Source organism: Paenibacillus sp. FSL R7-0048, assembly GCF_038004505.1.
In the GTDB taxonomy this organism is placed as follows: Bacteria; Bacillota; Bacilli; order Paenibacillales; family Paenibacillaceae; genus Paenibacillus_AQ; species Paenibacillus_AQ odorifer.
Genome location: NZ_JBBORF010000001.1, coordinates 4,519,773 through 4,534,849 on the forward strand (window position 1 = coordinate 4,519,773; position 15,077 = coordinate 4,534,849).

Sequence of the window (15,077 nt, forward strand, 5' to 3'; positions counted from 1 at the left end):
ATCAGCCGGATTCTTATTTATATCCTATTGATCGGTTCTATGAATGTCTCATATTTCCATTATAGTGATCGCTTGTCCTGAGTCTACCTACTTTTCACCTGGATTTTAGAAATAACCTTTGCACAAAAAGAATTATAAACTTGACCGTTCAGCACAATCTCTAGTCCCTTCCCCACTCCGCTCTTAAAAAAAGGAGGGTATCCCTCTGCCATTTTATGACGTTTAGGACACCCTCTGTCGAGCTATTCCGCACCCCCACAACACTCTTCATCTTTCCAAAACAAAATTTTTTCGTCGTCACTTATGGTAAGGATCAGCGCGCTGGCTGTAACGGCAAGTTCTGATTTTATATTACCGTTCGATCAATCCTTACTCTAGGCAGTTACCGACTCGCTGCCTCGATGATCCAGTCGGTCAAATCGTTGATTTGTCTTTTCACGGCGATTGGGTCGCGGTACCAGGATTGGTTCTCCGTCCATAAAAATACCCGATTGTTGCGAATCGGCTCTAGCGACCCCCAGATTGGATCAGCCTGCAGCGATTCCAAGCTGGCTTCCGTCGTCAGAATCAAATAATCACCCATGTACTCCGAAAGTTTCTCCAGCGAAAATTCATAGTAGGATTCCTTCAGCATAAATTCTGGAACCGTCGTCGGCGGCTTCAGCCCCATTATTTCATACATCAGCCGGCCGCCTCGTCCCGATTTCGGACCAAAAAGGCTCACGTTTCCATCGTACTCTTGCATAATCGAAAGCGTCTCTCCTTCGGGAACGGCTTGTTGGACTTTCTCCCGAATGTCTGCAATTTCCTTCTCGAATTGTTCGTTCCATTTCTCCGCTTCCTCACGTCTATCCAGCAACTCGCCAAAATACAGCATTTCTTCCTGAATGGATACAAACTGATTGTAAGGAACCGATACCGTAGGTGCGATCATCTGATATTTCTCGACTACCTCAGGCTGTGGATTATGCGTTATGATTAAATCCGGATTGAGTTCCAGCAGCTTCTCTAACGAGTCGCCTACATCCGTCACGACGTCCAGCATTCCCTCGAGATAAGGACTCGACATCAAGAACGATTCGGCTGCGATCGGCTGGACTTCCAGAGCAAGTACGGTGCCGAGATAAGAAATTGCCGCTACGCGCTGAGGGTGTGCAGGAACTTCGACATCGCCGAAAGCGGTCTTGACTACCTTGATCTCAGAAGATGCCAAAACCTCTGACTCTTGAGTAATCATGGTTGGAGAAGCGCTGACGGCAACCTGGCTGTTCGTTGCACCTCCGTTGTTCACCGACCCACCACAAGCTGTTAACATCACGGTCAAACATAACAGCATCACTGCATAAAAACTTCTGGTTGCTCTAGTCATTTTATTCGCCCCATCCTGTTGAAATTGATAATCAATATCACTCACATAAAAAGGATAGCTTAATGACCGGCTTAGAACAACGGACGATTGTGACATATTCCTTGCATAATCTGAAACGAACTGGCCGTATCGTTTACGATATTGACCTGGCGTCATGCCGGCATGCTTTTTGAACATGCGGCTGAAATAAATGAGGTCCGGATAACCGACATGTGATGCTATTTCCTGTTGTGTTGCTATCGTGCCGGCCAGCAGAGCCTTCGCATCTTCCATTCGGAAACGAATGACGTAGTCCAGCGGACTGAGCCCTGTCTGTTCTTTAAATTTTCGCGATATATATTGTTGGCTGTAATTCAATTGCCGAGCAAGCTCCTCAAACGAGATCGACTGGCGATAATTCCTGGACAAATGTCGAATAACTTGCTCCGATAAAGATGGCTCGCCGGCTCCGAACAGACGCTCCCTCAGGACAGCGTGAACGAAGCGGATAAAGTCTCCCTTGGCCGACAGCCGGGTCAATCCGTCGTCAGATTTAAGCCAACCGTCGCGTATCGTTTGAAGCAGCTCAAGCATGGCCAGCGGTTCGCCAGGCGGGAACCCCCAGCTTTCCAGAAACGGGTCGGATTCCTCCATCATCATATGAAATTCGCACGAGGCCGAAGCGGGGAGAAACGCTTTGTAGAGTACGATATATACATTCAGCGCTTCTCGGCTCCGAACCGTCACCAGAGAGCCTTTGCCGGCGTGCAGTACATGGAAACGATCGCACAGCCATACCTCATCGTCAACCCACAACTCGCCTTGTCCTTGAAAAGCGAATAAAAATGCGCTTGCCGGCAAACGGTATTGATTCAAATCGTTGTCGATTCCGGCCTGCTTTAGCCGTACGTCCAGTACACTCATAATCACCTGGTTCCATATTTGTATAAGTTTCAGAACATCCATAACTGATTCGCAAACTCCCTTTAAATTCTCAAGAGATAATCATTCTCAATTGAATCATGTTTCTAAACACAATAACGAATACGTCTAGCGCTGTCAATAAGGTGTTGCCGAATGAGACGAGGATGCGAATAGCGAGGCATACGGCTATTTTGCCGGAGCCTAGCCCAAAAGCAAAAGACGCTGATCCGCAAACATACGTGCGGAACTAGCGTCTATCAATGAATCGTGAGGGCCCTTTTTTTGATCTCACAATTATCGTAATCATTGGCATACTTTTATGTCGCCTGCTTAGTAAATGCCTGTCTCTTTCGCAAGGGAATTTTTGTAGGCTGCAATTTTGTCTTTCAACATCTTCTCTGTGGCTGTTAAGTTTCTGATTTGGCTCTGTATAGAGTTACTATGATTCTCAAGAAGGTTCAAGCGGGCTTGGGCCGTATGCTCTCCTTCTAAATATAACTGCGCATATTCTCTAATTTGTGAGATCGGCATTTGGGTTTGTTTCAACCTCATCACAAATCGCAGCCAAGCAAGATTGGAGTCATCATATATTCTTTCTCCATTCGCATTCCGTATCGGAGCAATAATCTTTTCCTTTTCATAATATCTCAGTGTATATGCGGTAATCCCTAGTAATTTGGCTACATCGCTGATCGTATACATACAAGCCCCCGAATCTATGTTGATTTTAAGAGTCCCCATAATTATAAAAAATATTTGACTTAGAGTAAACTCTAAGCTTTATGATTACATCGTTGTTGAAACACTAAATATTCTTGTAAAAACGGAGGAATTCACATGAAATATACTGTAATTACAGGCGCCAGTTCAGGTATAGGTTATGAAACCGCTCTAGCCTTTGCGGCTCGCGGTAAAAACTTAATTGTTACAGCCCGCAGAAGGGAGCAACTGGAGGAGCTAAAATCTGAAATCAATCATAACTACCCCGATGTAGATGTCGTTATTCGAGTAACTGACTTATCCGTTTCTAGTAATGCTTATAAGCTTTATGAGGATCTACAAGGGTTCGAAATCGAAACTTGGATCAACAATGCGGGGTTTGGAAATTTCGCTTCAGTGGCCAAGCAAGATTTAGATAAAATTTCTGCAATGCTGCATCTGAACATTGAATCGTTGACGATCCTTTCCTCTCTATTCGTTCGTGATTATTCCAATGTTGAAGGAACACAATTAATCAACGTTTCATCCGGTGGCGGCTATACGATTGTGGGAAATGCCATTACGTACTGTGCGACTAAGTTCTATGTGAGTGCCTTTACTGAAGGACTCTCTCATGAGTTGAAGAGTCAAGGTGCACTTATGCAGGCTAAAGTGCTAGCACCTGCCGCAACAGAAACAGAATTCGCGAAGCTTTCTTTCGATATCCCCGAATTCGAATATCATGGGACTGTGCCGAAATATCATACCGCGAAGGACATGGCTGGATTCATGCTTGACCTGTATGATAACGATCATGTTGTGGGGATTGTTAATGGTTTGACGTACGAGTTCGAGTTGAGAGATACCCTCTATAATTATGTGGCGAGCACGCGATAAGCTCATCTTGTAATGGCAAGTTAAGAAGCATTACCATCCATTACGGATCGCTATGCTTCGACAATGATGTATCACCTAAATCCCCTATCAAAAAAAGGCTGCCAATCCCTTATGGGCGGCAACCTTTGATTTTTACTCTACGACAACGCCAACATCGCGTTCATATCTTCTTCAGCAGTAGTAATTAGCTTCAATCCAAAAAGCTCTACCAGAACATCCAGTACACCTGGTGAAATGAACTCGGGTGGCTTTGGTCCGATGCGAATGTCCTGAATGCCGAGACTGAACAAGCCTAGCAGAATGGCTACTGCTTTTTGCTCAAACCAAGACAGCACGATGCTGACAGGCAGCTCGTTCACCGTACACTCAAATGCCTCAGCCAGAGCCATAGCAATCTTCACTGTAGAACCGGAATTATTACATTGCCCAAGGTCAATGTAACGTGGAATACCGGTGTCTCCAACGGTGCCATAATCTACGTCATTAAAGCGGAACTTTCCGCAAGAAGTCGTTAAAATGACAGTATCGTTCGGTAAGGAAGTCGCCAACTCACGGTAGTAATTCCCGCCAGTACCTGGCGCATCACAGCCAGCAATGACGAAAAACCGGCGGATATGCCCGTCTTTGACAGCTTGAATGATCTCTGGTGCTAACCCGATTACAGTTTCATGATGATATCCGGTCGTAAGTACCAGATCTGACTCTACATCAGCCGCAGGTAGGGACAACGCACGATTAATTAATGGGGAGAAATCGTCGCCCGTTATTTTCTCTACACCTTCCAGCCCCGCTACTTCATATGAGAAAAAGCGGTCTGCATACGTGCCTTTAATCGGCATTACACAGTTTGTGGTAGCAAGAATTGCACCGGGAAACTGCTCGAACAATCTACGCTGATCATACCATGCTTTGCCGATGTTGCCTTTCAGATGCTTATACTTTTTGAGTGCAGGATATCCATGCGCAGGCAGCATTTCTGAGTGGGTATAAATGTTGATGCCTTTCCCCTCTGTCTGCCGCAGTAATTCCTCCAGCGCATATAAATTATGTCCTGTTACAACAATACATTGACCTTCAATTTTGTTCTGACTGACTGTGATCGGTTGCGGAATGCCAAAGCGGTCCGTATGCGCACGATCCAGTACATCCATGATGCGAACCGCCGCTTCCCCGACCTTCATAGCCATCTCCAAATGTTCCTGTGTATTAAAGTTGGAATTGGTCAACGTCATATACAAAGCTTCGTGGGTGATACGATCCACCTCGGGATCGCTATATCCTAGCTGCCGGGCATGTGTCGCATACGCTGCAATTCCTTTTAATGCAAAAATCATCGTATCCTGCAAACTCGCAATGGTTTCATTTTTGCCACATACCCCTACAACGGTGCATCCGCCATTCGGTGTCTGTTCACATTGGTAACAAAACATATCGTTATCCTCCATATCTAGATAATCATTCGTTACTTCCAACGTAACAGAACACCAAAGCTTGAGTTGTGATTACACACACATTTTTTTAGATCAAGCAGATTTAAATGTCCTTCTATTTATAACAACCATTAATACAATAACGCTTAAACAAATGAAAATATTAATCTCAAAAACCAATTTGAACGCCTGCAACTGACTCCCTTGTCCTGTCTCTCCACTCATCACACCAAGTCCAAGTGCTGAGCCAAAGACCATACCCGCATTTCTTGTTAAAGCAATTAATCCGCCAATCGAACCCACGTGTTCCCGTGGTGTCTGCTGCATAATGAAGCTATTATTAGGAGAGGCAATGAGCCCCATACCAAGGCCAATAAGAGATAGAATCGCCGCGATTCCATAAATCGGTATATGATCTAAATACACCAGTAACAAGATAAACCCGCTTCCCATGCAGCTCAGTCCCATAAGCATCAAACGATGAGAGCCATAACGGTCGGAGCAGTAGCCTGCGAGAGGACCTGCAAACGCCAAGGCAATGGGATAAGCCGCCATAATATATCCTGTCGTAGATGACGAGAACGGAGCCGAAGTCCCCATCAAATAAAATGGAATGAGGACAAGCAATGTATTAGATAAAATAAAAGAGGCACAGCTAACGATCAAGCCTCCCGCTACAGTTGGAATTTTCAATGCTTGTAAGGGTAGAAAAGGATTCTTTTGCTTCCGCTCCCAGAATAGAAAAGTAATCAACAACAAGGAAACCCCCACCAAACTTGTCATTGTCCGCACGGACACCCAGCCCCATTTGCTCCCATTTGTTATTACGAGAAGGACCAAGGTGATGAATGCCATAAACAAGCTGGCCCCCACGAAGCTGATAGCACCCGGCTTGCGCTCTTGCACACGGTTCGGTATGTACCGATATGCCATAATTGTAGCCACAATCGCCACAGGAACATGGATTAAAAACAACCATTTCCAGCTCAGCCACTCTGCAATCAAACCTCCCGCTATAGGTCCCGTCATCCCGCCCAGCGCGACAGCTGTACTTAAAATTCCGAGTGCACGACCTCTTTGCTCTTTCGGCATATGAATGGTAATGAGTGCAATATTAGTTGCTTGAAACATTGCAGCTCCTACTCCTTGTACAACTCTGAGCGTTAGCAATATTGGCAGATTAGGTGAAAAAGCGACTAGGACAGAACCCACAGTAAAAATAATAAATCCAAGATTGTGAATCCGGCGAAAACCATAACGGTCGCCTAGTTTCCCCATAACAGGAAGAAGAGCCGTAATCACTAGCAGATAACCTGTTGTGATCCATAATCCCTTCCCAAGCTCTGTCTGAAAATAATTCACAATAAAAGGAAGCGACACATTCACAATTCCAGCTGTAAAATGGGAAATAAACGCCCCCATACAAATAGCCGCCATCATTCCCAGCCGCTGCCCGTGTGTGCTTTTAAACTCTATATCTTTTGCTGCCATCATGTTGATCCCGTCCCTACTCATATTGTTTAAGAATTACTAACAATTATAAGTAGATCCCTTGCAATAACAATCCCATAAAGATGGGATGGAAATGGTTTAGGCGAATATGTCTATCAGTATAGGTGAGGAAAATCAGAGGTCCTGCGAAACAGCAAAAAGCGGCACATTTAAGTGCCGCCACTGAATTATTATCTATAAGAGTCATGCGTTGGGCGAAACAAATCTTCTTCGGAACTTCTGACCATAGAAAAATGTTCGACATTGTAGTGCCCATGTAATGTTTTATTGTGATGCTTGATGATTTGTTCTGCACTTAAAACATCATTGTCCGTTGTAGAATGACCATCTCCGACCAATGTAACATCCATGCCGCTAACCGTAGCCGTCCGAACCGCAGTATCGATGCAGTGTTGAGTTTTACATCCCATAATCACCACATGCTCAATCTGCTGATCTTTCAGATATTGTAGCAGCTCAGTTCCGTGAAAAGAATTCGTTGCCAGCTTATCAAAGATTTTGGCATTTGCAGACCTGTTGATTTCATTGTGAACTTGAAAGCCTGTACCTGTTCCTTCAGCGACATCTAGATCCCTAACGAACACAACTTCGACATCGGCTTCTTTTGCTTGTTCAATCACTTTATTAATATTCCGGATAAGCTGCTCTTTATTGAATACTGCACTTTCCTTTTCGTTTCCATCCATTAATTCTTGTTGTGCATCGATGATTAATAATACCTGATTCAAATGATTTTCCCCTTTCGAATGGTGGGGAAACGTCAACACGCTTGATCAGTTAAACGTTATCCCCATATCATTTTGCAAGCTGACATTGTTTTTCATAATATCTACCTCCCAATAAAAATGGTATATAAACTTTAATCTTATAATTTAAGACTTTTTTAGTTTACCATATTTTTAAAATGTACTCTCTAAAAACTTTGATTGCTACATCCATTGATACATCATAAAAATGGTGGAAATCAGATTAGTCAGCCCGTGCAGAACCCAACCTGGAATGATCGAACCGCCGGATAATTTCTCATCCAACATTCCGATGCTCCAACCCACAAAACCTGTAAGAATCATTACAACAGCAGAATTCAATAATCCGGAACTGCTGTATAACAGTACAGCATGTACGACACCAAATAATAAAGCTTGAGCACAGTTTCCAATTCCGAATCCGAATTTCGAACTTAACCGTTTACCAATGAAGCCGCGGAACAGAATCTCTTCGGACAAGCTAGTCTGCAACCAAGAATAAATCAATGCCGGAATCAAACCTTTAAGACCTGTACCATAAAACTGTGAGCTGGCCAAAGTATTCTTATCCAGCATATAGATTGCTGTAAGCATTCCCAGGCTGGTGAATATAGTCATGGTAAGTATAAACCATAGTATGAACTGCTTCCTAGAAAGCAATTGGGGTTTCTTCCAGCCAATCCACATGGCAAAGGATGAAGTTGTTCTGCTTGTAAAAAACCAGTATGTATAGGGAATGATGCTGAATAAGATGAGCTGAAGGACTGCACTGATGAGCAATGACAATGTCAACGGAATACCCTCCCTTTAATAAGAACAGCCTCAATATATCATGGACCGCTGCTTACCAGCGGGAAGAGACCGTAACTTGCAGGTTAGGTGGAGTAGTTGGTTGCGGATTGCTACTCAGGCAGTGGTAATACCGCCAACATCATGAACTGCCCATTCTCATATCTGAAACTGACGCTTCCTTGAAGCTGTTGAACCGCATACTCAATGCTTTCGATTCCGAACCCTCTACGCCCAAAGTTCCGCTTGCTGGACAAAAAAGAGCCCTGCCCGTCCTCTGTAAGCAGAGATGCAGGATTCTTTAAAGAAATCACCAATAACCCGTCGCAATAAATCACTTCCAGCCCAATAACATTCTGCTCTGACTCTGGTAATCTCTGAACCCCTTCGATTGCATTATCTAATGCATTGCCTAAAATAATTGCAATTTCAACCTCTTTGCCTGCAAGTAACAGGTCTTGCGGGATGCAAAAATGAGATTGCATTGTAACTTGATGTAGCTCGGCTTTGGCGAACTTCTCATTATAGATGGCATCAATAGCTATATTTCCAGAAGAAATATACTTTTCTCCTGCCTCCTGTGTCGAAGCAAGCTCCGCAATATATCGCTTGGCTTCTTGTACAGCTCCTTCATCCAGCAGAGAATGAATAAGGATCAACACATGGTTCAGATCATGCCGCAAACGCTGTGCTTCCTGATTATCTTTCAGTTTACTCGTGTAATCCTTCACTTGCTGCTGAAGCAAATGATTATGCAATTCTATTTGCATCCGTTTCATTAACTTTTGATATATAAACATTACAGCCACATTAATTACAAGAATCCCAAGCAGGATGAATACAAAATCAAACGGAATATCAAAAGGTTTATCACTGGAATGTCTCAGATTCACAATAATAATAAGCAAAGAACCCGCCGAAACAAGATTCAGCACAGCCCAATCCTGATTCGACAGTAACGTTGTGGTATCCACTTTGAACAACCGCAGCAATAGCAGACATAACATGATGCTTAGCAAAACAACAAATAGGAAAGCAAAAGATAACCACCAGAAATTAACTGTATCTATTCCCTCGGCATTGAGTGGGATATGCTGAATCCCAGACCATACCAGCATCTCAATAACCACCGTAAACACTGTATAGAAACTGCTAAAGAACAGCTTTTGTAGCACACTGCCGCGGAAATAAATAATGGTAATCAGACTATACACAAGCAGGTGAAGGATGACCGAATCAACTAGAGGTAAGCTAGCAGCGGTAAGCGATTTAATTATATAAAAGATAATAAGACAACCTATAAATGACTGTTTGCTCCTGCTCAGGATCAGGAATTTCTTGAGAAAAATATAAAATGTGACCCCTTGCGGGACATATATAAGGACGAGCATAAATACACCAAAAAAGTAAGGACTAATCTCCCGGATGAAAGACATTTATCTTAAGAGCCTCTTTTCTATAAAGGCATGGTATGACCGTAAAGAATCAGAGCTTCTACTGCGGCTGACGGGAAGCTCCACCCCGTTCTTCAGCTGAATAAGTTCTTTGCTTAAAGAACGAACATACAGCCAATTTACTAGGAATCCCGTATGTACGCGACAAAAATCATGTGATCCCAGCTGTCCTTCCAACTCTCTCAGTTTGCCATAATACGAGTAAGTCCCTTGTTCAGTACAAAGGACCAATTTTTTGCCTCGTTCTACCGTGATATACATAATATCATCTACCCTTAAATTATAGCTCATATGATGGATTGAGAATGACAGCACGTTGTTTCTTTGCATGCATTGCTGAATGGCTTTGACTGTGGCGGTCTGCAGTTCATGTTCATCAATGGGTTTCAGCAGATAGCGATAGGGATGAACCGCAAAGCTTCTTCTCATATAACTTGTATGGCTGGTGACATAGATAATTAATACCCTGGCATCTTTGAGCCGGATCTTCTCTGCGACTTCTATACCGTTATACTCGGGCATCTCCATATCCAGATAAACTATATCGTATGCGGTATTCGTCATTGCCTGAAGCAGGGTTTGGCCTGATTCAAAAATCTCAATAGAGGCAGTCATCCCTTGCAGGCTGGTTATCTGCTTCATGAGTAATTCTTCCAACCGCGAGGCATCTTGCCTCTGATCGTCACAGATAGCAATGTGAAGATTCATATTATGTATCCCTCCAAGTGAACGTAATTCTATCATATTATAATTTGAAAAAATATGAAGAACCGCCAAAAAGCCGATCCTCTCGGACCGGCCTATAAACTCTTTTTTACAGGGAAGTTTTTACCCTAGTCAATTCATCGGAATCGCGGACGCCAGCCGCCGAAACTGGATGAAAATAAACAGAGCGGTCAGCATCACCACAATTCCTGAACCGAGGAACCATAGCTGCACACCGTATCGATCCACCACAGGTCCTGCCAACAGCAGCCCAATTGGCGAAGACAACATCATAATGCTGGTCACGAGTGAAATGACACGCCCAAGCATCTCGGGTTCAAAAGAACGTTGGATCATCGCCATGAAGGGACCATTGAAGAAGGGTGCCGCACTGCCCATCAAGAACGAGAGAATGGCAAAAATCACAAATGCATTCGGACCAATCAAACCACTGATCACACAGGTAAGACCGATGACTAGCAGACCTACGCTCATATAGCTAATGTCGCTCCATTTAGATGAGAACATCGACAATAGCAGACCACCTAAAATCATCCCGATGCTGAACACCGCTTCCACCAGGCTGGCACTGTATCCTCCACGGCCAAAATGAGACAATGTCATATAAGGAAACAGTGTCGCCAATGGCATAAATGCGATACTAAACACCGCAGTAGCCCCCGTAATCAACACAATGGGTTTCGCTTGAATGAGTGCGTTCCAACCCAAACGGAATTCTTGAACGAAAGACGGCGCAACTGTAGCCTCCACTTTAGGCTGATGGATCTTCACCATGAACAGCATCAGATTCGCAATCAAAGCCCCGGCCACATCGAGTAGTAATACTGCCCCGAGCGAAGTTGCCGAGTAAACCGCTATCCCAAGTGCAGGACCCATTACATTCGAGAAAGAGAACACCATCTGCTGCCAGCCCGCGACTCTTGTCAATTCTTCTTCAGGTGCAATCAACGGTACAGCCGCCTGAAAAGCCGGAGCATGAAAGGCTGATGCCGCCGAACGCAGGCTCAGAATGACATACACAAAGCCAAGTCCCGGTTCCCCCCACATGAAATAAATACCTAGTATCAGACTGAAGAGCGCAATTGCGCTATCAGCAATAATCATCGTTATTTTACGATTCCAACGGTCCAGCCAGACCCCTACAAAAGGACCCAAGACCGCTTGCGGCAAAAACGCTGCCAACCCAGCAATCATCAAAACTGCCGCTGACCCTGTCGATTCCGTCAAGTGCCAGATCACCGCGAATTGAACCATCGAACTCGTGAGAATCGAGAAAATCTGTCCGCTAAAAATAAGGGCGAAGGCTTTTTTCCATTGTATTTGCATAAGGTCATCTCCTTTGATTAAAAACTTAAATAAACTCATTCCATGAGCATAGGCACACTGAAACAGGCACATCACAAATAAACTCATTTCCATATCTCAAAAAAATGAATGAGTCCACTTGTCTTGCACCACTGATTACCATAAACGAATGGAATGGGTCACAAGGAGCACCTCCTGGAAAAAATTATGTTCATTATAACATCGCATCTCTTCCCTGAGCCAGTTCCAATTGTTCTTTTTACGAAAAATTTGATCTATCTCTATCTTCCGAATAAATTCCTAAATAAGGGAGAAGATAAAAATCACTTAACATCTCATTTATTTAAGGAGAATTGCATGCGGAAATTTTTTAACGCCAAGACACCTCCGTCTAATCCTAAGGTGCACCCTCAATTGGAAGCCGAAAATGAGCTTTCAATGAAGGATCTTTTTTCCCATGCTATCTCTGCGTCTCTCGAAGACAACTTACAGATTATTAATAAATGTTTTGCCAATTGTTCGGACCTAAAGGTTATTCCATGGCATTATGGCCCGGATCTTAAGTATGAAGCCTCATCCGTCTATTTCAATACACTTACTAAGTCTGACCCTACAAATTATTTTAAAGATGTCTTGCAGAATTTAGTTCCGCATGAGCTGGGTCCCACCTTGGACGTAACCGTTGAAGATGTCATCTCCTATTTTGAAAAAAATGGTGTTTCATCACCGCTGCTTGAATTAATGGACAATATCGGTCAAGCCATTAAGGGGATTCTTGATGGGAAAGTTGTCCTTTTCTTTACAGGTTGGCAAAAAGCCGTTGCCTATTATGCCTTCGATGTAGAACAGCGCCAAACCTCTGAGCCCATTTCAGAGCCTACTGTTCAAGGTCCCCACGTCAGCTTTATAGAAAGCTTGGAGCGTAATGTAGGTGTTATTCGTAGTTTGCTGAAATCTACTAATCTTAAGTTCGAGTTCTTTACCTCTGGTAAGCAGGTTCAAAGAACGTTGTCCTATGGTTATCTGGATGGAGTAGTCAAAGCAGAAACATTAAATCAATTCAAACAACGGATAGCAAGTATTGATCAGGAAGAAATTCTTGACGTCTCCTATCTCGAAGAGTGGATCGGTGATTCGCTCTACTCACCATTTCCACAAGTCCGCTATACAGAACGACCGGATACAGCTATAACAGCTCTGCTAGACGGGAAGATTATTGCTATGGTTAACGGAAGTCCTTCCATTCTGATCTGTCCCGGGAATTTCATGGAGTTTTTTACGAATAGCGAAGATTATTACTACCGGACTATTTTTTCATCATTGATAAGACTGATTAGGGTCGCTGCCTTCATCATCGCCCTGCTGTTACCCAGTACCTATATTGCCTTATCCAACTTCCATTCCGAACTAATTCCCACGGTTCTGCTGCTTGCTATTCTAAACACACGCGAAGGAATCCCCTTTCCGGCTATGGTTGAAGCTTTGATCATGGAGTTTTTCTTTGAGCTATTGAGAGAGGCGGGCATACGCTTACCCAGACCGATTGGATCGGCCGTCAGTATCGTTGGGGCTTTGGTCATTGGACAAGCTGCTATTCAATCGCAGATTGCCTCTCCGGTCATGGTCATTGTCGTCGCTTTGACGGGCATTGCCTCATTTGCGCTACCTCAATACAATATGGCAATTGCGCTGCGGATTTTACGGTTTCCCTTAATGATTCTCGCGGCAACATTCGGAGGACTTGGCATCATGGTCGGTTTTATTCTAATTTATCTCCATCTGGCTACCTTGCGCTCTTTAGGAGAACCGTATTTAGACTCGTTAGCTCCGTTAGATCTTAAAAGAGTACGTGATTCTATTTTTCTACTTCCGAGAAGACTGCTGCTTCATTCACCACGGAATCGACACCTATATAAAAAGACTTCGGGAAGGAAGTAGATATAGTGAAGCGGCTTACTACCATACTAATTTCCCTTCTTGTACTCACTCTAACTAGCGGATGCTGGGATAATAAAGAATTGGACGAGTATGGGTATGTGCAGGCGGTCGCCATTGACCAAAGCGAAGACAATCGGATTGTAATCACGACACATTTCTATAATCCTTCCACCAAAATAGAAATGGGACAAGCAGGGGATCCAGCGTCCAAGGGAATTAATATCGTTACGAGTGGAGAAACCTTTTTTGAAGCAATAAGGGAGATCCCGGCAAAATTTGGTCGAAAAGCCAAATGGGATCATATGCGTGTCATATTAATCGGGGAGCAACTAGCCAGAACCACGAACATCCGGGAGGTACTTGATTTTTTCTCCAGGGATCAAGAACCGCGTGGTACCGTTCTTCCTCTCATCGCTGAGCAATCTGCGGCACCATTTTTAGATATCAACCCGTTTATCGAGCAGACCATTGGTCAACAGTATAAGAGAATGGAGACGAGCGGTGCTCTATATGCCGCAAAAACTTCCAAGATTCCTCTCTATGAGCTGGCTATACAAATGTGTAGCCCCTCCAATACTTCCATCATCCCTTACCTGCATAAGACCAGTTTGGATCATAAACCATTGATATCTGGGCTGGCTGTAATTCATGACGGTAAAATGATTGACATTCTAAAGGAGAAGGATACCGAAGCATTCATGATGCTGACGGATAGATATATCTATGGAGTACTAGAATTTCCTTGCCCGGATGAGACCGAAGTACCGCTTCGGAAAAAAGAAACGCTTGAAGTGCTTACCTTCAACAGTACGCTTACTCCAATCGTAAAAAATGGTTCTGTGTCCGTCGGTGTAAACATTGCTATTGAAGGAATGATCGGAGAATTACGTTGCTCACATTTAAAAAACAATAAGGACATGAAGCTTTTTGAGCAGCGTATCATAACTCAGGTTGAACAACAGGTTGAGCACGCAACCAAGTTTTTGAAAACAAAAAAGATCGACGCACTCGGAATTGGCAATCAGATTTACCGGAAAAATCCGCAGCTGTGGAAACAACTAGAGCCTCAATGGAAGGATACATTCGCCCAGACTCAGTTCGATATCAACGTTGATGTCAAAGTGTTAAGCACTGGAATGAACTCAGGCACAATATTTGGAACAAAGGAGAAGTAGCTATGGTGGGAAAAATAATCTGCGTTCTCTTATTAGCTTCCGCTATGCTAGCCCATGACATCCCAAGGTTTAGACAAGCCTCCATCCGCGATCGAGTAGTTTATGGAGTATTATTACTACCCGTACTTTATCTC

Annotated in this window: 12 protein-coding genes; 3 read left to right on the plus strand and 9 right to left on the minus strand. The window is 43.7% G+C overall.

Features of this window, described 5'->3' with window-relative positions; all coding sequences use genetic code 11:
- Positions 1–382: 382 nt before the first annotated feature.
- Both NSQ91_RS20165 and NSQ91_RS20170 read right to left on the minus strand, forming a co-directional pair.
- Entirely contained in the window at positions 383–2,314 is a 1,932-nt protein-coding gene (locus NSQ91_RS20165) for an AraC family transcriptional regulator (protein WP_076304555.1), read from the minus strand.
- 288 nt (positions 2,315–2,602) lie between these two features.
- A complete protein-coding gene (locus NSQ91_RS20170) occupies positions 2,603–2,974 on the minus strand; it encodes a MerR family transcriptional regulator (protein WP_076127234.1) in 372 nt (123 codons plus the stop codon).
- Between the two features lie 135 nt (positions 2,975–3,109).
- Between NSQ91_RS20170 and NSQ91_RS20175 the strand changes: the two genes are divergently transcribed.
- The gene (locus NSQ91_RS20175; protein ID WP_076304554.1) at positions 3,110–3,868 is read left to right on the plus strand and encodes an SDR family NAD(P)-dependent oxidoreductase; all 759 of its coding nucleotides are present in this window, start codon (positions 3,110–3,112) and stop codon (positions 3,866–3,868) included.
- A gap of 137 nt (positions 3,869–4,005) precedes the next feature.
- Here the strand turns inward: NSQ91_RS20175 and hcp are convergent, their stop codons facing one another.
- The 7 genes from hcp to NSQ91_RS20210 form a co-directional block, all read right to left on the minus strand.
- On the minus strand, positions 4,006–5,298 hold the full coding sequence (hcp, locus tag NSQ91_RS20180; protein WP_076182902.1) for a hydroxylamine reductase: 1,293 nt from the start codon (positions 5,296–5,298) through the stop codon (positions 4,006–4,008).
- A gap of 93 nt (positions 5,299–5,391) precedes the next feature.
- Entirely contained in the window at positions 5,392–6,792 is a 1,401-nt protein-coding gene (locus tag NSQ91_RS20185) for an MFS transporter (RefSeq protein ID WP_143762721.1), read from the minus strand.
- A 188-nt stretch (positions 6,793–6,980) separates the two neighbouring features.
- The gene (locus NSQ91_RS20190) at positions 6,981–7,538 is read right to left on the minus strand and encodes a cysteine hydrolase family protein (RefSeq protein WP_076127240.1); all 558 of its coding nucleotides are present in this window, start codon (positions 7,536–7,538) and stop codon (positions 6,981–6,983) included.
- A 201-nt stretch (positions 7,539–7,739) separates the two neighbouring features.
- Positions 7,740–8,348, minus strand: a complete 609-nt coding sequence (locus NSQ91_RS20195) for a CPBP family intramembrane glutamic endopeptidase (protein WP_076190720.1) — start codon at positions 8,346–8,348, stop codon at positions 7,740–7,742.
- 110 nt (positions 8,349–8,458) lie between these two features.
- Positions 8,459–9,781: a sensor histidine kinase gene (locus NSQ91_RS20200; RefSeq protein ID WP_076304553.1), complete on the minus strand. Its 1,323-nt coding sequence runs from the start codon at positions 9,779–9,781 to the stop codon at positions 8,459–8,461.
- A complete protein-coding gene (locus tag NSQ91_RS20205) occupies positions 9,782–10,507 on the minus strand; it encodes a LytR/AlgR family response regulator transcription factor (RefSeq protein ID WP_076304552.1) in 726 nt (241 codons plus the stop codon).
- Between the two features lie 129 nt (positions 10,508–10,636).
- A complete protein-coding gene (locus NSQ91_RS20210) occupies positions 10,637–11,851 on the minus strand; it encodes an MFS transporter (RefSeq protein WP_076304551.1) in 1,215 nt (404 codons plus the stop codon).
- A gap of 336 nt (positions 11,852–12,187) precedes the next feature.
- Here NSQ91_RS20210 and NSQ91_RS20215 point away from each other — a divergent pair, with 336 nt between their 5' ends.
- Complete coding sequence (locus NSQ91_RS20215) at positions 12,188–13,768, plus strand: spore germination protein (RefSeq protein ID WP_256715792.1); 1,581 nt, start codon at positions 12,188–12,190, stop codon at positions 13,766–13,768.
- A gap of 5 nt (positions 13,769–13,773) precedes the next feature.
- The gene (locus tag NSQ91_RS20220; RefSeq protein ID WP_179088187.1) at positions 13,774–14,943 is read left to right on the plus strand and encodes a Ger(x)C family spore germination protein; all 1,170 of its coding nucleotides are present in this window, start codon (positions 13,774–13,776) and stop codon (positions 14,941–14,943) included.
- Positions 14,944–15,077: the final 134 nt, after the last annotated feature.